This window comes from Acinetobacter sp. YH12249, assembly GCF_013417475.1.
Taxonomy (GTDB): domain Bacteria; phylum Pseudomonadota; class Gammaproteobacteria; order Pseudomonadales; family Moraxellaceae; genus Acinetobacter.
This window is the reverse complement of record NZ_VPDX01000026.1, coordinates 1-18,826: the sequence shown is the minus strand read 5'-3', so window position 1 is coordinate 18,826 and position 18,826 is coordinate 1. Positions and strand designations below refer to the sequence as shown.

At 41.4% G+C, this 18,826-nt stretch carries 15 protein-coding genes; 5 read left to right on the top strand and 10 right to left on the bottom strand.

Annotated elements, in window-relative coordinates:
• Positions 1-10: 10 nt before the first annotated feature.
• The 4 genes from FTV25_RS12805 to FTV25_RS12790 are packed head-to-tail and all read right to left on the bottom strand — an operon-like array spanning position 11 to position 2,963.
• The gene (locus FTV25_RS12805; protein WP_180002471.1) at positions 11-577 is read right to left on the bottom strand and encodes a Maf family nucleotide pyrophosphatase; all 567 of its coding nucleotides are present in this window, start codon (positions 575-577) and stop codon (positions 11-13) included.
• Positions 565-1,056: a rod shape-determining protein MreD gene (gene mreD, locus FTV25_RS12800; RefSeq protein WP_004783095.1), complete on the bottom strand. Its 492-nt coding sequence runs from the start codon at positions 1,054-1,056 to the stop codon at positions 565-567. Before mreD ends, FTV25_RS12805 begins: the two co-directional genes overlap by 13 nt.
• A complete protein-coding gene (gene mreC, locus FTV25_RS12795) occupies positions 1,043-1,900 on the bottom strand; it encodes a rod shape-determining protein MreC (RefSeq protein ID WP_166139623.1) in 858 nt (285 codons plus the stop codon). Before mreC ends, mreD begins: the two co-directional genes overlap by 14 nt.
• A gap of 16 nt (positions 1,901-1,916) precedes the next feature.
• Entirely contained in the window at positions 1,917-2,963 is a 1,047-nt protein-coding gene (locus tag FTV25_RS12790) for a rod shape-determining protein (protein ID WP_005234480.1), read from the bottom strand.
• 132 nt (positions 2,964-3,095) lie between these two features.
• Here FTV25_RS12790 and gatC point away from each other — a divergent pair, with 132 nt between their 5' ends.
• From gatC to gatB, 3 genes are read left to right on the top strand one after another with little or no spacing between them, the layout of a single operon-like run.
• Positions 3,096-3,410: an Asp-tRNA(Asn)/Glu-tRNA(Gln) amidotransferase subunit GatC gene (gene gatC, locus FTV25_RS12785; protein WP_005234479.1), complete on the top strand. Its 315-nt coding sequence runs from the start codon at positions 3,096-3,098 to the stop codon at positions 3,408-3,410.
• A gap of 52 nt (positions 3,411-3,462) precedes the next feature.
• Positions 3,463-4,941 (top strand): Asp-tRNA(Asn)/Glu-tRNA(Gln) amidotransferase subunit GatA, encoded by a 1,479-nt coding sequence (gene gatA, locus FTV25_RS12780; RefSeq protein ID WP_179993410.1) that lies wholly within the window; start codon positions 3,463-3,465, stop codon positions 4,939-4,941.
• Positions 4,941-6,416, top strand: a complete 1,476-nt coding sequence (gene gatB / locus FTV25_RS12775) for an Asp-tRNA(Asn)/Glu-tRNA(Gln) amidotransferase subunit GatB (protein ID WP_180002470.1) — start codon at positions 4,941-4,943, stop codon at positions 6,414-6,416. The genes gatA and gatB overlap by 1 nt, the downstream gene beginning before the upstream one ends.
• 49 nt (positions 6,417-6,465) lie before the next feature.
• Here the strand turns inward: gatB and FTV25_RS12770 are convergent, their stop codons facing one another.
• Positions 6,466-7,989, bottom strand: coding sequence for an ATP-binding protein (locus FTV25_RS12770; protein ID WP_180002469.1), 1,524 nt, complete (start codon positions 7,987-7,989; stop codon positions 6,466-6,468).
• 672 nt (positions 7,990-8,661) lie between these two features.
• Here FTV25_RS12770 and yddG point away from each other — a divergent pair.
• Positions 8,662-9,597 carry an aromatic amino acid DMT transporter YddG gene (gene yddG, locus FTV25_RS12765; protein ID WP_180002468.1) on the top strand — a complete coding sequence of 312 codons (936 nt, stop codon included), beginning with the start codon at positions 8,662-8,664 and terminating at the stop codon, positions 9,595-9,597.
• A 42-nt stretch (positions 9,598-9,639) separates the two neighbouring features.
• Here the strand turns inward: yddG and FTV25_RS12760 are convergent, their stop codons facing one another.
• The 5 genes from FTV25_RS12760 to sbmA all read right to left on the bottom strand — a co-directional run bounded on the left by FTV25_RS12760 (position 9,640) and on the right by sbmA (position 17,777).
• A complete protein-coding gene (locus tag FTV25_RS12760) occupies positions 9,640-10,134 on the bottom strand; it encodes a hypothetical protein (RefSeq protein WP_180002467.1) in 495 nt (164 codons plus the stop codon).
• A gap of 154 nt (positions 10,135-10,288) precedes the next feature.
• On the bottom strand, positions 10,289-12,337 hold the full coding sequence (locus FTV25_RS12755) for a M13 family metallopeptidase (RefSeq protein ID WP_180002466.1): 2,049 nt from the start codon (positions 12,335-12,337) through the stop codon (positions 10,289-10,291).
• A gap of 193 nt (positions 12,338-12,530) precedes the next feature.
• The gene (locus FTV25_RS12750; RefSeq protein ID WP_373683634.1) at positions 12,531-14,501 is read right to left on the bottom strand and encodes a M13 family metallopeptidase; all 1,971 of its coding nucleotides are present in this window, start codon (positions 14,499-14,501) and stop codon (positions 12,531-12,533) included.
• 481 nt (positions 14,502-14,982) lie between these two features.
• Complete coding sequence (locus tag FTV25_RS12745) at positions 14,983-15,966, bottom strand: hypothetical protein (protein ID WP_180002464.1); 984 nt, start codon at positions 15,964-15,966, stop codon at positions 14,983-14,985.
• A 617-nt stretch (positions 15,967-16,583) separates the two neighbouring features.
• Positions 16,584-17,777 (bottom strand): peptide antibiotic transporter SbmA, encoded by a 1,194-nt coding sequence (gene sbmA, locus FTV25_RS12740; protein WP_180002463.1) that lies wholly within the window; start codon positions 17,775-17,777, stop codon positions 16,584-16,586.
• 513 nt (positions 17,778-18,290) lie between these two features.
• Here sbmA and FTV25_RS12735 point away from each other — a divergent pair.
• The gene (locus tag FTV25_RS12735; RefSeq protein WP_125279298.1) at positions 18,291-18,485 is read left to right on the top strand and encodes a hypothetical protein; all 195 of its coding nucleotides are present in this window, start codon (positions 18,291-18,293) and stop codon (positions 18,483-18,485) included.
• Positions 18,486-18,826: the final 341 nt, after the last annotated feature.

The following is an 18,826-nucleotide window of genomic DNA, read 5'->3' as shown; positions in this document are numbered from 1 at the left end:
TTTTCAGCAGTTAATTTAGTGCCTTAACCGTCTGCAATAACTGTACTGTTTCATATAGTGGCAATCCCACTACATTAGAATAACTACCTTCTATTCTTGGAATATAACGCGCTGCAATTCCCTGTATTGCATAGGCGCCTGCTTTCCCAAGCGGCTCACCTGTTGCCCAGTAACTTTCCATATCATGGCTATTTAGTGGCTGAAATTCAACCTGTGTACGGACTACTATACTGTATTTTTCTTCTTTTGTGCGGACGCACACGCCAGTATATACATCATGCCATCTTCCTGAAATTTTTTCCCACATTTCAAAGGCATGCTGTTTGGATTCAGGTTTCCCCAAAATCTCATTATTAACACCTAAACTGGTATCCGCAGCAATAATAATGGCATCCGGATACAGTTTGGCTACCGCTTCCGCTTTGACTTGCGCCAGACGTTCGACATAGGCTGCAATGGATTCATTTTCCAGTACAGATTCGTCTACATCTGGGCTACAGATCTCAAAGCTCAGCCCGAGTTGCTGCAAAAGTTCACGGCGTCGAGGTGAGCTGGAAGCGAGGATTAAATGCGCCATTTTCTCAAAAAGTAATAAAGCACTGGCCATATGATGACACTAGTCAGCATGGGAATCCAATGTCGTGCAAATGAGAATTGTACGCCGGTCGAAATCTGGGCAAAAAAGATAATCATCAAATGTGCCAGAATCGCAATTGTCGTGATGACCCATAAATTAGCAAAGGTCAGAATACGGCGCTCACGGGTCAGGAAGCGTGCCACAAAAGCAATGATGATAAAGCTGAGTGCATTGAGACCTAAGGGCGCATCAAGCAGTAAATCAATGAAGATCCCGGTAGCAAATGCAAACCAGATCCCGCACCAGGTCGGCTGACACAATACCCAGAACAGCATAACCATTAACATAAATAATGGACGCCATCCCGAAGTCTCGTAAGACAGTGGATAGACTGAGAGAACAGAAGCCACGATCACCGAAATGACAATGGCAAATAAAGGATCACGATGTGTTTTAGGTCGCATCTTAGCGATTGACATGCGGTTGCTCCATCGCTAATGAGTCAGAGAACAGCACGACGACATGATGACCACCGGCCAACTGTGCCGCTGGAGTAACATCAATCTGGGCAAATTCCCCTGAATTATGCCGTTTCACATTGGATACTGTTCCCACCAGATAACCTGCCGGAAAATGCTGTCCCAGACCTGAACTGTAAACTTTTTCACCAACTTTGATATTGGCGCTGGTCGGTACATATTCCATTTTCAGGCGTCCCAGATCCCCGGTCCCTGACACAATGGCACGCATGCCGGTATGTTCCAGACGTACAGACAAGGAGTGTTCTTTATCAGAGAGCAGCATGACCCGGCTACTATGCGGATAGACATCAATAATCTGTCCCATAATCCCCATGTCATCCAGTACGGTCTGACCGACTTTCAGCTTGTTATTGGAACCACGGTTGATCACGATGATATGGCGCAACGGATCAGCATCGGTACCAATGACCTCAGCAATTTCCATACGTCCATCAAGAATCAGAGGGGTATCTAAAAGACCGCGTAAACGAGTATTTTCTGCAGAAAGTTCTGCAATTTTTTGTAGGCGAACTTGCGCCTGCAATAGCTCAGCCTGCATCGCGGTATTTTCACGACGCAGTTGCGCTTCAGATTTGGTTTGTTGATTCAGCCATTCTCGCGACAGTACCGGATAGCTGGCCACGGCATAAATGGGGTTATAGGCCGCGTACAAGACATCCCTTGCAGGTTGAACAACATGTGGCATGCGCCAGTCAAAGAACAGCACCACCAGACATGTTATCAGTGCAATGATAAAAGAGCGAAAAGATGGCGGTTGTCGAGAAAACAGATGTGCTTGCACCCGCCGAATCCTTGTCTTAGCCTACAAATAACATGTCATGATTTGGATTGTCGAAGAATTCGAGTACCTTACCACCACCACGAGTCACGCAAGACAGTGGATCTTCAGCAACCACCACAGGCAGACCTGTTTCTTTTGCAAGAAGCTTGTCCAGGTTACGCAGCAATGCACCACCACCGGTCAACACGATCCCGCGTTCAGCGATGTCAGAAGACAGTTCAGGAGGTGTTTGTTCCAATGCAGATTTCACCGCAGACACGATGTTTTGTAGTGGATCAGAAATCGCTTGAGTGACTTCATCCGAGTTCACCACAATCGCGCGAGGCACACCTTCAGCCAAGTTACGGCCACGAACTTCAATTTCCAGCGGTTTTGCACCTTCATCTGGAAGTGCCATGCCAACTTCTTTTTTGATCACTTCAGCTGTGGTTTCACCGATCACGCAACCATGTGCCTTACGTACGTAGTTGATGATCTGTTCATCAAATACATCACCGCCAATACGCAGCGAGTCTGCATATACACAGCCCTGTAATGAAATTACTGCAATCTCAGTTGTACCGCCGCCCACATCAACAACCATCGAACCACACGCCTGCTCAACCGGCATGCCTGCACCAATTGCAGCTGCCATCGGCTCTTCAATCAGACGTACTTCACGCGCACCCGCATTATAAACTGCTTCACGGATCGCACGGCGTTCAACCAGTGTCGATTTACATGGCACGCAAACCACCACGCGTGGCGCTGGCGGGAATAAACGTTTTTCGTGTACCTTACCAATGAACTGATTTAACATGGTTTCGGTCACTTCGAAATCCGCAATCACGCCGTCTTTCATCGGACGGATTGCAGAAATATTTGCTGGGGTACGACCAAGCATTTGTTTCGCGTCAAGACCTACGGCAGCAACAATTTTATGTGAACCACTGTGACGGATGGCTACAACCGTCGGTTCATTTAATATAATGCCTCGTCCTGGCGCATAAATAAGTGTATTTGCAGTACCTAAATCAATAGCGAGATCTGGCGAAAACAAGCCTATTAGTCGTTTTAGAATCACGGGGACGTTCTCAGTTAAACTTTATATGGACGCAAGGTGGCCACTTTAACTAAATGTGATGATTTGGACAAGTCAATCGCTTATCATAACGCATGATAATTTGAATTTTTTTAATACTGATTAGGTAATATTATGTCTACATCGGATGCACAGTCTTCTGCAGATTTAAATGCAGAAACAGTTTCAGCTATTGCCAACCTCGCAAGGTTATCTCTTAATGATACGCAATCTGCTGAATATGCTCAAAGTTTAAATAAAATTTTAGGCATGATGGAAACCCTGAAAGGCATCGATACTGACGGTGTTGAACCACTGAAAAGCCCTTTCGACCACCCACAGCCTTTACGTGAAGATGTCGTGTCGGAAAGCAATCATCGTGAGGAATACCAAGCAGTTGCACCTGCTGTACAGGACGGTTTGTATCTCGTCCCACGCGTGATTGAGTAATTACTACCCAGTTCATTCTTTTTATTAAATTAAACGTAAAGAATTATTTCTCATGACAGATTTACACCGCTTATCCATTCGTGAACTGACTGAAGGTTTGGCAAATGCTCAATTTTCATCCCGCGAATTGACTCAACACTATTTAAAACGCATCGAAAAAATTGATGCACAGGTCAAGGCTTATGTGACCGTGACTGCTGAACAGGCATTGGCTCAAGCTGATGCTGCCGATGCTGCAATCAAAGCAGGCAACGCCACCGCCCTGACTGGTGTGCCCATTGCACATAAAGATATTTTCTGTACCCAAGGCATTAAAACCACAGCCGGTTCTAAAATGCTGGACAATTTTATCTCTCCTTACGACGCGACCGTTGTAGCGAAAGGTAAAGCTGCGGGCTTAGTCACACTTGGTAAAGTGAACATGGATGAATTTGCCATGGGTTCAACTTCCGAGTCTTCTTATTTTGGCGCGACCAAAAACCCTTGGGCACTGGATCACGTTCCAGGCGGTTCTTCAGGTGGTTCTGCTGCGGTTGTGGCTGCTGATCTAGCACCTTTTGCAACCGGTACGGATACCGGTGGTTCAATCCGTCAACCAGCATCTTTTTGTGGTCTGACTGGTCTAAAACCGACTTATGGCCGTGTATCGCGTTTCGGTATGATCGCGTACGCATCATCATTGGACCAAGGTGGTCCAATGGCACGTTCAGCTGAAGACTGTGCTTACCTGATGAATGTCATGGCAGGCCACGATGCTAAAGACTCTACTTCAATGGAAAAAGAAGTGGATGATTATGTGGCAAACCTGAACGGCACATCTGTGAAAGGCCTACGTATTGGTATTCCAAAACAGTACTTCAATGTTGAGGGTCTTGCCGCTGATGTAAAAGCACGCGTTGAAGAATCCTTAAAAAAACTGGAAGAAATGGGCGCTATTCTGGTTGAGATTGATCTCAACATGACAGAAAGCTACGTGCCGACCTATTACCTGATTGCCCCTGCTGAAGCATCTTCAAACCTGTCACGTTATGACGGCGTGCGTTATGGCTACCGCTGTGAAAACCCAGTGGACTTGATGGACCTGTACAAGCGTTCCCGTTCAGAAGGTTTTGGTGCTGAAGTTCAGCGTCGTATCCTGATTGGTACTTATGCCCTGTCTGCGGGTTATTACGATGCTTATTATGTGAAAGCACAAAAAGTACGTCGTTTAATTCAACAAGACTTCCTGAAAGCATTTGAATCTGTAGACGTCATCGCTGCACCTTCTGCACCGACTACTGCATATCGCATCGGTGCCAACCTGTCTCCGGTTGAAATGTACTTAGGTGATATCTACACTATCGCGGTAAACCTTGCAGGTCTTCCTGCGATTAACGCGCCTGTTGGTTTTGACAAAGACAACTTGCCAGTTGGCTTACAGCTGATTGGTAACTACTGGTCAGAATCGCAATTGTTGTCTGTGGTACATCAGTATCAACAAGCAACGGATTGGCATACTAAACGCGCTGCAATTGCTGAGGAGAATGCATAATGGCTAAAAACGCTGCTAAACCAAAATCTAACCTGATTGACGGTTGGGAAGTCGTTATTGGTATCGAGATTCACACTCAGCTTGCGACTAAATCTAAAATCTTCTCCGGTTCGTCCACTGAATTCGGTAATGATCCAAACACTCAGGCGAGCCTTGTAGATTTGGCCATGCCGGGCGTATTGCCAGTATTGAATAAAGAAGTCGTTGATCTTGCGATTCGCTTTGGTCTGGGTATCGATGCGTATATCGATCAGGCTTCTGTATTTGCACGTAAAAACTACTTCTACCCGGATTCTCCAAAAGGCTATCAGATCAGCCAGATGGACAACCCGATTGTGGGCTTGGGTCATATCGACATCCAGCTTGAAGATGGCACAGTAAAACGCATTGGCGTGACCCGTGCTCACCTTGAAGAAGATGCTGGTAAATCCATCCACGACCAGTTCGAAGGCATGTCAGGTATCGACTTGAACCGTGCAGGCACACCTTTACTTGAGATTGTATCTGAACCTGATATGCGTTCGGTTGAAGAAGCCGTGGCTTACATCAAGGCGATTCACACGCTGGTACGCTGGTTAGGTATTTCTGACGGCAACATGGCAGAAGGTTCGTTCCGTGCCGACTGTAACGTGTCTTTACGTCGTCCAGGTCAACCATTCGGTACACGTTGTGAATTGAAAAACCTGAACTCATTCCGTTTCATTGAACAGGCGATCAATGTTGAAATTGAACGTCAAATGGAAATTCTGGAATGGGACGGCACCATCGACCAAGAAACTCGTTTATTCGACCCTGTGAAGATGGAAACGCGTTCTATGCGTTCTAAAGAAGAAGCGAACGATTACCGCTACTTCCCTGATCCAGACTTGTTGCCTGTAATTATTGCCGACGAGCAAATCGAAGCGATTAAAGCGACCATGCCTGAGCTTCCTGCTGCACGTCGTGCACGTTTCGTGGCGGACTTTGCTGTGACTGAGTACGATGCCCACGTTCTTACGCTTACTCGTGAAATGTCTGAGTTTTACGAAGACGTGGTTAAAGCTGCTGGCGGTGCTGCACAAGGTAAGATTGCTGCAAACTGGGTGATGGGTGAATTCTCAGGTGCTTTAAACAAAGCAGGCTTAGAACTTACTGACTCTCCTGTTTCTGCTGAGAAACTTGGTGGCATGATTGCACGTATTGTGGACAACACCATTAACGGTAAGATTGCGAAGCAAGTATTTGGCTTTATGTGGGAAGAAGGCAAAACTGCGGACGAGATTATTGCGGAAAAAGGCTTGAAACAGGAAACTGATACAGGCGCAATTGAAGCAATCATTAAGGAAGTGCTTGCTGCGAACGAGAAGATGGTTGAAGAGTATAAATCTGGTAAAGAGAAAGCTTTTAACGGTCTTGTTGGTCAAGTGATGAAAGCTGCGAAAGGTAAAGCCAACCCTGCACAAGTCAATGAATTGATGAAGAAATTGATTGGTTGATCTGATCTTTCTTTAAAAGAAAACCTGCTTTAAAGCGGGTTTTCTTGTTTCAAGCAACTTGTGTTGGTGAAGATGACTCCAAAAGTATATCTGTATAGGTAGCCAAAAGATTATGTATAGGTTGCACATAGTCATCCCAATACACAGTTTTTGATAATAATCGAATAATACGACTTAATCCTGCATCTCTACTTTCACCTAATTGGAGAATTAAATCATTAATAAAACCATGATTTTCATATGGAATTGGTAGTTGTTTAAGCAAATCAATTATTTCTTGCTCTTCTTCATCCAATTTATAGTCACCAAATGAATTTTCTAATAATAACGTTTGATAAATAAATTTTTCAGGGGATACATTCTGAGGTAGATTATATTGAAATATTGATTTTAGGCTTGCATTTTGAAGTTGGACCATTAAGGGATCATCTCCTACAAGTTTTGTCTTAAGTTGTTCTCTTTTTTCTTCTTCTGTTACATAAACATCACCATCTAAAATAAAAAAATGATTTTCTAACTGCTTATTATTAAGAAACATTCCAGCAGCAATGGTAAAACAATTTGAAGCAGCACCATATCTGTCCACCTGAATATGCTTCTTTAACTTAAGTTTAGATGCAATTTGATTAACAATGATTTTCGAAAGATCATCTTCAACAAATATATTCACTGATCGAATTGGTCCACCAATCAAACGGGTGAGTGCATCTGGTTTAGTCTCGTTTAGACAATATGTTTTTTGATTTGAACTAAAAATATGTCGAATATTAATATCATCTCGCTCCACAACACTCTCTCTATGTGTTGTAAAAATTACTTGTAATTTCTTATCTTCTGCACGTTCTACAATTACCTCTATTAATTTTTTTAATGCTAGATCATGTAATAACAAATCTAACTCATCTACAAGAATTAAAGAATATTTTCCAGCTTCATAAATAGTTTTAAGAATATGAAAAACTTTTTGCTCTCCTGCACTCATACTTAAGGCTGAATACTTTAGATTAGCAACCTCTACACCTATAAACTCTTTCGAACCAGTTTGGTGACTATTAAATCGAATATATTGCTTATTTAAAATATACGAAGCTTTGGATAATACTGTGCTAATTTCAGGACTTTGCAAAGCTTGTGTAGCATAATTTACCTTAGATTGCTTTTTTTCTGATTCAATCATAGGGACGCATTTATCAATACCTATATAGTAAACCTCTCTTTTAAAACGATTTACATATCGAGGCGTCCATCTAACTTGGGTTTTTCGATACTCACGGACAATAATGTGTTCTTCTCTTTTATCTTTATAAGAATATTTAATTGATAAACATGAATCATTCCATGTCGCATCTGTATTTGGTAGAAAAAAATCACTGAATTTGTAATTTTCACCTTTACCGTTTTCCAATGGTGAAAAGGCAGATGCTAAAGCATGCAAAATGGTTGATTTACCATTTCCATTTGGACCAAGAATCGCTGTTACATTTTTACCTTGAAAATCAATCTCTAAATTTTTTAAATTTTTGAGATTTTCTACACTCATACTTATAAGTTTATGATCACTAATATTGCTCATAATGCGCTATTTTTCTATTTGGTTAGCTATATACTATTCTTTTTTATAAAAAATTCCACAATTTCACATAAGAAAATATAACCATCAAAAAAGTATCCTATATCGCCAAACTCGAAGACTTAGGACGTATTCAACTCTCAAAGTCCTTTTTTATGCGTGATTTCAGAATCCCTCTAAATCTCCCTTTAAAAAAGGGAGACTTTGTCATGTGATTAATTGGATACGCGGTGTTCCCTCTCCTGAGCGAGTTTTAAAGCATTGCTTTTGAAACGAAGCGTAAGAAAGGATGAGGGCTAGGGAGAGGATTTAAAACATGCTATAAAATCAAAAACAAAACTTAGAAAAATAAAAACATGTCAAATCACATTATCTTACTCAGCATTATCCTGATCATTCTTGTGTTCATCATTGGCGCATATCAGTCAAGACAACGCAAACCCATCAAACCACGGAGGCACACAGCCAGAGAAAGCAAACTTGCCAACCTTGCAGATGGTATTGAGCTAATTTTCACGCCCATTTTCTGGATCATTAAACTCATGATCGGGATATTCAAATCATAAAGCGGTTGTTAACGATTTTTTTGAATTTAATCATAAAATCGTGTCTGTCCCATATTGAAAATCACTCAACAGGAATACAATCTGCACATTCTCCCATCCCGCCCTTACCATGTCGAAAAACTTCGCTACGCTGATTGGCTTAAGTGCCATTTTACAGTGGTCGTCTATCGTGGGATTGCTCAAAAAAATCAGTTTTAGTATTGGACCTGATCTGGCTGTACTTATGATGTATAGCTTAAGTACTCTGCTCTTACTGGCTGTTTTTGGCGTTCCCAAACTCAAAACCATACCCAAGTTTTATCTGCTCAGTGCAGCTGCATTATTTCTGGTGTATGAAATCTGTTTTGCCTATGCCGTAGCACTCGCACAAACTGCACAGCAAGCCATTGAAATTAGTCTGGTGAATTATCTGTGGCCCAGTATGACCATCGCCATGCTGATTTTATTTCATGAACTAAAATTTCATAGCTTTGTGGTGGTGGGGCTCAGTATTAGTCTGGCAGGTATTTTTTATATCCAGACGGGCAACGGAGATATTCATTTAGCAACCGTCATTCACAATATACAAGCCAATCCAACCAGTTACATATTGGCATTCATTGGGGCAAGTTTATGGTCGTTATATTGTGTATTTACCAAAAAATACAGCCAAGGACATAACCCAATCGTGTTCTTTTTCGCAATGGTAAGTGTGGTTCTCTGGAGCAAGACGCTGCTGTTAGATCACGAACAACTGCCGCAACTTCTTAATATTGACTTGAATATTATGCTGTATATGTTGCTGGTTTCTATCGTAACTGGCTTGGGTTATGCAGCGTGGAATATCGGAATTAACCAGGGTAATATTGCGATGCTGGTCGCGTTATCTTATTTTAGCCCGATCTTTTCGTCTATTATTTCGATGTGGGTACTGAATACCAGTCTGTCCCACACCTTTTGGATCGGTACGATGATGGTTACCTTAGGTTCATTTATTTGCTGGCTGTCGACCAACTGGAATGAAATTCGAGACCGACTGTTTCCGGGCAAGCTCTATAAAACTTAAACCACATTTTTGCGGTTTAAGTTTGGCTGCATCTGCAATCCATTAACGGGTGATGCCTAGTTTATTCCACACGTCAGGGGTCAAAAACGTCGTGACCAGTTTGCTCATATCGATATATTTGAGTACACCATTCAGCTGACTTTTGATTTCCGGATTTTTCAGTATTTCCTCACCTGTGACCTGCCCAAGCTCCTGGAAACTTTCACCCACTGCTTGTACTCCTTCAGCCTGAATCACTGCTTTGGTTTGGGTTGGACATTGCTCAACCAGAATCCGCTGTAAAACTGTCGCTAAATTTCTATCGAGTGTTTCCTTTTGAGTTGCAGTTACATTGCTAAAAGCTTTCAGATCGGGATGATTACCCAATGCCACAAAGGTCCATTGCAAGACTGTGGTTTTATCAGTGGCTGTCGTCGATTTCATCAAACAGTCACTAAGCTGATCAACCGTTGGACCGGCTGTCACAATCTGAGTTGTACCCAGCAATGCTGTGGTCATGAAGACTGCCCGAAGACCCGATAAAGCTTTGAACCCCATATTCCTTTCCTTTTTCACCCGTTCAAACTGCTTGAACAATGCAGCTTCTTTGTAGCATGTAAAAGGCTGGAAAACCTGTAGAACTCTGTAACCTGAGAGATAAAAAAATCCCGACATCAGTCAGGATTTTTGGAATCGTATAAGGAAATCAGACTTACCAGATTTTTACCCGTTTATCTTCTTCCAGATACATTGGATCTTCTTGCTTGACGCTAAAGGCTTCATAGAAAGGTTTCTGGTTAAGTAAGGTCGCACGGCCACGAATGGCTGCTGGTGAATGCGGGTCTGTTTTTAACAGCTGTAATGCCAGTTCCGGACGAACTTTGGCACGCCATGCTTGCGTCCAGCCAATATAGAAACGCTGATCTCCGGTATATCCATCAATCACCGGTGCAGACTTGCCATTTAGTGAAAGCTTATAAGCTTCATAGGCAATCGCCAGACCTGAGTTATCGGCAATATTTTCGCCTAAGGTCAGCTCACCGTTGACGTGATAGCCCGGTATCGCTTCATAAGCATTATATTGCTCGACCAGAGCTTTGGTTTTTTCCTTGAATTTTTTATCGTCTTCTTCGGTCCACCAGTTTTTCATGTTGCCGTCTGCATCAAAGCGGCTGCCCTGGTCATCAAAGCCATGACTGATTTCATGCCCGATCACTGCCCCAATTGCGCCATAGTTCACGGCATCATCAGCATTCATATCGAAGAATGGCGGCTGTAAAATAGCAGCAGGGAAAACAATTTCATTGCCCATTGGGTTGTAGTAAGCATTTACCGTTTGCGGCAGCATATGCCATTCTTCACGATCAACCGGTTTCCCCAACTTATCCAGCGCAATGTCATAATTGAAACTGTTGGTACGACGCAGATTACCAATCAGGTCGCCATCTTTAATTTCCAGCTTGTTATAGTCACGCCATTTATTTGGATAGCCAATTTTTACTCTAAAGCTTTTCAGCTTACGGTGTGCCTGTGCTTTGGTTTCTGCACCCATCCAGTCCAGTTTTTCTAGATTCTGTTCAAATGCCAGCAACAGGTTTTCTACCAGTTTTTCCATACGCTGTTTCTGTTCAGGCTGGAAATGTTTTGCGACATAGACTTGTGCCAGACTTTCACCGAGTACGGCATTAGTCATATCAACCCCACGTTTCCAGCGTGCCCGTTGCTCGGTCACACCGCGTAAGGTTTTGCTGTACATTTCAAAGTTTGCATCAGCAAATTCCTGGCTTAAGTAAGGTGCAGCGCCATCAATCAGATGGAATTTGAAATAGGTTTGCCATACATCGAGGGGTGTGCTGCTTAAAATCTTGTTTAAATCTTCAAAATAACTTTTTTGCGCCACAATCACGGTTTTGGTTTTTTTATCTAAACCCGTCGCTTTAAAATAGGTTTTCCAGTCAAATTCTGGCACCAGGCTTTTGACGTCTTTTAATGTATAGACGTTATACATTTTTTCGAGATTACGGTTCTGCACATTATCCCACTGAATTTTGGCAATTTCAGTTTCTAAGTTCAGAATAGATTGTGCATGTGCAGCCGCATCTGCTTCTGTTTCACCCGATAGCGTCAACAGCTTAGCAATATGTTTAACATAAGTTTCACGGGCACTTTTCAGCTTTTCATCATCTTTCAAATAGTAATCGCGATCCGGTAAACCCAAACCACTTTGACCCAAAAACACCGCCATTTGGTCAGACTTTTTCAAGTCAGGAATCACGCCAAATTCAAAAGGTGTACTGACACGGTTTTTTGCATAGTCTGCAAGCAACAAAGTGAAATCTTTTTTGCTTTTCATGGCCTCAATTTTGGCGATATCTGCTTTTAACGGCTGGATACCTTTTGCATTTAAAGTTTCCGTGTCCATAAAGCTGGCATATAAGCTCCCCACTTTCTGCTCATTGCTGCCATAATCCGATTTGGTTTTCGCCAGCTCTTCTACAATGTCATGTAATTGCTGGGTCGAGTTTTCACGCAAAATCGTGAATGCGCCCCAGTTTGGCATATCAGCCGGGATTTCCTCATGCTCTAACCAGTGCCCATTTACATGCTGATAGAAGTCCTGTTGTGGTGCGATTTTTTTATCAAAATGTTGAAGATGAATCCCCGAGCCAAGTGCTGCAATAGCGGTTTGATCTGAAGCATAATTTGCAGAGGAAACGGCTAATAAAGCACTTACCAATGCGGTTTTTAGAAAAATTTTCAAAGCTTGCTATCCTCGCGCTTCACTACGCAGTTGAATTTATCAATACGTGTTGACCTGATAATCAAACACTTAAATCTTTATAAGCAGCATATATGCCAATTTTTAAACTGGTCTTGGCTCTGCCTGCTGGTCGTTTAGATAAAAAAATAGGCCTGTCTCTTTTCAGATAAACAGACCTGTTTTTTAAAACCTGTTACCAGATGGAGATTCGTTTTTCAGGTGATAAATACATCTTGTCCCCTTCTTTAATCTCAAAAGCTTCATAGAAACTTTGCTGATTGCGGACGGCGCCATTGCCACGTACATGACCTGGCGCGTGGCTGGCAATATTTAGGCTATTTAACAGATATTCAGGATTACTTTTGCTACGCCAGACTTGTGCCCAACCCATATAAAAACGCTGATCTCCACTAAAGCCATCAATGACGGGTGCTGGCTGACCCTTGAGCGATAACTTGTAAGCCATATGAGCGATCCCTAAGCCCAGGTTGTCAGAGATATTTTCACTTTTATTTAATTCCGCATTCACCTTATGCCCTGGCAGAGCTTCGTATTGTTTATATTGCTCGACTAAAGCTTTGGTGCGTTCGTTGAACTTCTTACGGTCGCGCTCGTTCCAGGTTTCTTCACCCTTGCCTTTGGCATCAAAGCGGCTTCCTCTATCGTCAAAACCGTGGCTAATTTCATGTGCGATAACAGCCCCGATGGCACCATAATTCACTGCAGGATCATGACTATCATCATAATAAAATGGTGCCTGCCAGATGGCCGCAGGTAATACGATTTCATTCAGCTTGACATTATAGTAAGCATTGGCTGTTTGTGGCGACATGTGCCAGGCTTCTGGATCGATCGGTTCTCCCACCTTGTCCAGTTCACGCTGGTAATTGAATAGCCGGGTCCGCTGGATATTCCCAATCAGATCATCCTTACGAATCTCTAGGGCTGAATAATCCCGCCATGCTTTCGGATAGCCGATTTTGATATTGATGCTATCTAGCTTATGCCGTACTTGTTTTTTAGTGTCCGAACCCATCCAGTCAGCTTGGTCCAGTTTCAGATGAAAGGCTTTACGGACGTTTTCTACCATTTCCAGCATCGCTGGGCGCTGGCTTTCATTAAAGTGCTTTTCTACATAGAGCTTGCCAAGCACATTGCCTAAAATACCGTTAGTTAGCTTCAAGGCAGACTCATTCCGTGGAGAACGTGCTTGTACACCCTCTAGTGTTTTGTCATAAAATTCAAAATGATGGTTTTGAAAAACTTCTGTTAAAAATGGCGAATAACTATTGATCAGGTTGAATTTCAAATAGGTTTGCCAGGTTTCAATTGGAACGACCTTCCATAACTGATCCAGCTGACGCAAATAATTAATCTGCGAGATCGCAACCTCTTTTCTTGCACCTTTTAAGCCCAGTTCTGAGAAATAATTCATCCAGTCAAAAGAAGGCATATAGTTAATAATATTTTTAGTTTCAACGAGATAGGTTCTCACCTCATCATTGCGCAGCTCCACAGCGGACCAGCTAATTTTTGCCAGTGCCTTTTCCAAAGCCAGGATAGTGCGAGCATCTTCAATCGGCTTAGGCTGACCGGCAAAATTCAGGGTATTGGCGATATAAAGCATATAAGTATTGCGAATTTCCTGTTGTCGAGGCTGCTCACTCAGGTAAAAATCACGATCAGGCATTCCCAAACCACCTTGCCCTACATACATCATCGCCTTGGAAGAAGCTTTACGGTCCTGATAAAAACGGGTAGAGAATGGCAAATTCAGATTGATTTTTTCCGCATAGGCAAAAAATTCTGCCAGATCTTTTTTGGTCTTGATACTTTCAATCCGCTGCAGGTCTTGTTGTAATCCTGCTAACCCAATGTGTTCCAGACGTTTGCTATCCATATAACTGGCGTATAAATCTGCGACCTTTTGTTCATTGCTACCTTGCGGATACTGTTTTTTAGCCAGCTCATTAAAAATGTCAAATAACTGCTGGGTTGATTTCATACTCACTTCAGCAAATGCACCCGACAATGCCTGATCTTCTGGAATCTTTGCGGTTTTCAGCCAGTTTCCATTCACGAATTGATAAAAATCCTGCTTTGGATCAACCGTCCGATCAATCGCATTCAGATCAATTGCCGATTTTAATGAAGTTGTACTCACTGCATAACTCACAGACGAATGTAGAAATGCACCCACAAGAATCAAATGACTTAAAATATGTTTTCTCAAGCGATAAATCTCATTATTGTGTATGTTAAAAATCAATTAGTTTTTCTTGCTCTGTCCATAAGCACAAAACTGATAATTTTTAAGCAAGAGATATACCAATAATTTTTAGAATATGCCGTTGAATGGGCTTGTATTTAACAAGAGAGATAGAGGAGAAAATCTGAGATGGCGGCGGGAAATTTACTCTGAAATGAGGTTCGATTTGCGACCCAATAATAATTAATTTTTATTCCTATCAACAGAATAACTATTTATCTTTTATCATTGATCTTCAAAAGAAAAATATTATTTTTAAGTTCTCTTATGCTTAAGAAATACTTTTTTAAATATCCCCACTAAATAAAGTAGATGACTTTTCATGTGCATCTACTTTGCCAAATAAATGATCAAACTGAATGTGAAAACAGTAGACTTATTTTAACTGCCGCAACTGATTCTTTGCCCCAGTATGGTTATAGTTGGTGGCCAGATTCTGCAGTACTCGTTTGGCCTGAACCTTGGAATTTGGAATACGGTTAGCATAGACTGGAATACTGCTTAAACAGCGTGCCACTAGCATGCCGGATTCGGTATAGACACGTGTTCCTTCTGTACCCTGTAATTTGCCATAGTTATAGGCACGCTGGGCATTATTGCAGGCATTGTTCAGGTTCTTACCGCTATTGATATCACGGCGTGCAGCTACATACAGTTTCATCTGCTGCTGTTGTGGCGTTTCGATACTACTTGTACGAGCAGCAGGGACAGCAACCACTGTCGGTTCAACAGCAGGTATTTTTATTTCTTTCTTATCGGCTTCTTTTTTATCTAATTCCTTTTTCTCATCTTTGACTGAGGTTTTGACTGCATTCTTCTCGACAATTTTATTAGACTTAGCCGTAGTTTTATGGCCCTGATAGAAATGACGCGCTTCAGACGAGCTTTGAAGCTTGCTCAGAATCCGTACTGTGCGGGTAGTATTATTCTTATCTGGCTGACGTTCAGAAATCGGCTCAATAGAAACAATCCAGTTTTGTCCTTGAGGCATCGTACATTGATAAGCACCAATGCCTTGGGTGACATAACGGTTTTTGCTTAAACGGTTCTTCTGGGCAGAATCTTTTACTGAAGCCAATTGGCTCTTATACAGTAGAGAAAACTTGCCGCCCCGTTCATGACAATACTGGCTTAAGGTGGTTCGTGGATAGAGGGATTGTGGCTCCAGATGCTGCTTGGATTTTTCCCATGAATAAACATATTCTTTTGCCGAACCGTCAGCCTGATTCAGGTTTCTTTTAACAATCAGTTCTTGAGGACTTACATAAGGATGCTGCATATCTGATTTCATTTGCTGAATACTGTTACATCCAGCCAGGCTTGCTACACATATTGTTGGAATTATTAATTTTAGCTTCACTGCTTATCTCCCCCAGGCCTCTATAACATATAGCAAATGTGCTAAAACAACAATCTCAACAGATTGATAAATATAAAAATATAGCGAGACCTACCACTAAAAATGAGGAATAAAATGCCTAATCCATCTAGCTTATAGCCGGATAAATTGATCGAATTAACATTCTCCAAGCCAGTAAATACGCTGGATTATTCGCCAATTAGAAGATAGAGCAGTAGAAAAAAAGATATAAAAAAACCGAAGAAACAGATCAGTTCTCCGGTTACTCATTCAACAAAAATTAGAGATATTATTATCATGGATGATAACGGCAATTATGCTCTCTATCGCTGTCTGAATGAGATTATAATTTGAATAATTTCCTTTACGTACACTAATTATTTTTATACGCCATATTATTGGAAATTAAACAGCACCCTGGCTGGCCTTTAAAATTCTAGACAAGAAAAAATAGCTTGAATACCCTAATATTGGGATGTTTGGGTACCATTCATCCTAATTTTTTAGCACCTCTCCAGATCGTAATTTTCAATTGGATTTTGAATAAAAATTAATCAATAAAAAAGCCAAACCTATGATGGTCTGGCTTTTAAAATTGTCTATGAATATAAGAAAAATTAATCGAGATGGGATTCAAATGCTTTCAAACGTTTATAGATGGAGAGCAATTCAATAATCGTAGGCCAGGATAAAATCAGATATTGGAAGGATTCACGAACCTTACCGAAAACATTCAAGATCTGCATCATCAAACCCAGTGTAATCGCACCTGCGGCAATACTTGGAAACAAAATAAATAATCCGTAAATATTGTCCAGTTGCAGATACCAGATGCGGACCATATTGAAATAGGCATAGTGGAAATATAGCCGGAAATAATTCGTACGTACCCGGCTAAACAGTTCTTGCAAGGTGAGCGGGTGAGCGCGATCGGCATAATCTTCACCATAAACCAGCTCTTTACGATAAGCCGCTTCTACTTTCTGATTATTGAATTCCAGTCCAGGGAGTTTCATCCCGACAATCATTAAAATCACAGTGCCCAGAACTGCCCATCCGATCGACGCCCACATTAATGCATGCGGTATTTCACCGACAATGGGCAGTACTTTTACATGACTCGATAACTCATACAGGATTGGCAGGAAAGCCATTAATAGCATCAGAGATTCAATGAGTGAGACACTCAGCTGTTCCGTAGTTTTGGCAAAACGCATGGTATCTTCCTGAATACGCTGTGATGCCCCTTCAATATGACGTAACTTTTCCCAATGCACCGTATAGTAGTCATTCATCGCTGTACGCCAGCGGAATACATAATGACTGACAAAGAACAGGTTAAACACCGCAAGCGTGACATAGACCATGGCAATATAAATAAAGGTCAATGCACCTTGATATAGTAGGCTGACATCTCCGCCCCCTTGGGTGAGCATATTCTGGATCTGGTCATAGAACGGGCTATACCATTCATTTAAGACCACATTAACCTGCACCCCAAACCAGATATTGAACAGGATAAAGGCCGAGCCCCATACGGACCAGCGCTGCCAGTGATGTTTCGCTTTAAAATACCAGAAGGTAGCGAATATCGCGGTACTCACAAAAAACCAGAGATAAAACCAGAGAAATTTTGGCGCCCAGAAGCGGCTGATTCCTATCGGCATTTTAAGATCATGATAACCTTCGGTCATACCCAAATAGACACCCCAGCCTGATCCACCACTATGCCAAAGGCCAAGATTGATCAGAAACCACAGTACCAGACTACTAAAGAACCACACTGGTTGTGGAAAAAATGACTTAAACATTGGGGCTTAATTCTCCTTATAGATGTACGGGTCATCCAAATGACGCACAGTTTATTCTTATTTTCAGACTTTCAACGAACTGCAGCATAAATTTGCAATTCAATGTAAAAAATTACATACAAACACAAAATCGCTAAAGCCAAATTGATATCAGATTATATGATTCTTGCTTTAATACTAGCGCATAACGTACGCAATAGAATGGAGGAGATCATGACTAGCCTGTCAAAAAGTGACAAGTAGATATTGCGCTAGATTGACTATTTGTCACCGTTTGTCTTTTTCTCTTCTTTTCGTCGGTAAATAAACTGAAAATATTCGAGTTTAAGAAACACAAATCGTTTGAAAATTAAATCTTAATCTCTATCCCTTTAATTTACTGACTTAAGCGCTTTTTAAGAAAAATTGACCGACTTGTTGACTTATGTCTCGGTTTTTCAAAAATTAGTTAAATGTGCAAAAATCATGTTAAGATTAAAAAACAGCGAAGTATCAATATTTGGGAATAAAAATATGGAAAGTTCTGTGATTGAATTACTTAAGCCAGTGACCTTGGAAAAGGAAAACTGTCACCCGATTATTTTTGAAGCTGGTACTGTTTTAAAAGTTTTGATGCAAACCCCTACCAGTCTTTTAGTCAGTAATGATGATGACTTTAACTTTACTATTCCATTGAAAGATGAGAACGATGTCTGGAGAGAGCTATAAGCACTCTGCTCTCCTCTTTATGGGGTTATGTCTACCTAGTCTCTTCAATGATATAACCCTCTCTCTTCTATGTAGCACCAAGATTTTATAATTTATCCTTCCTTTCAAAACTGGCTTTAATAAAAAATTAATAGGCTGCGCTATATTTATATTTTATATTAAATGTGTTTTTAAATATTTCTAATTTAATGCCTATTATTTAATAGAAAGCCAATAGACTTCCGTCATAAATCAAAAAACGTACAATTTATTTGATCTTAAATTAATCAGCAAAATTATTTAATTCAAGGGATAATTCTTGGATGAAATTCAAAGATATTCAAAAATTATCAGACGTTAAA

Excerpts from the sequence above, each read along its gene's own strand:
- FTV25_RS12805 (WP_180002471.1), bottom strand. The coding sequence starts at position 577 with ATGGCGCATTTAATCCTCGCTTCCAGCTCACCTCGACGCCGTGAACTT.
- mreD (WP_004783095.1), bottom strand. The coding sequence starts at position 1,056 with ATGTCAATCGCTAAGATGCGACCTAAAACACATCGTGATCCTTTATTT.
- gatC (WP_005234479.1), top strand. The coding sequence starts at position 3,096 with ATGTCTACATCGGATGCACAGTCTTCTGCAGATTTAAATGCAGAAACA.
- gatA (WP_179993410.1), top strand. The coding sequence starts at position 3,463 with ATGACAGATTTACACCGCTTATCCATTCGTGAACTGACTGAAGGTTTG.
- gatB (WP_180002470.1), top strand. The coding sequence starts at position 4,941 with ATGGCTAAAAACGCTGCTAAACCAAAATCTAACCTGATTGACGGTTGG.
- FTV25_RS12770 (WP_180002469.1), bottom strand. The coding sequence starts at position 7,989 with ATGAGCAATATTAGTGATCATAAACTTATAAGTATGAGTGTAGAAAAT.
- yddG (WP_180002468.1), top strand. The coding sequence starts at position 8,662 with ATGTCGAAAAACTTCGCTACGCTGATTGGCTTAAGTGCCATTTTACAG.
- FTV25_RS12760 (WP_180002467.1), bottom strand. The coding sequence starts at position 10,134 with ATGGGGTTCAAAGCTTTATCGGGTCTTCGGGCAGTCTTCATGACCACA.
- sbmA (WP_180002463.1), bottom strand. The coding sequence starts at position 17,777 with ATGTTTAAGTCATTTTTTCCACAACCAGTGTGGTTCTTTAGTAGTCTG.
- FTV25_RS12735 (WP_125279298.1), top strand. The coding sequence starts at position 18,291 with ATGGAAAGTTCTGTGATTGAATTACTTAAGCCAGTGACCTTGGAAAAG.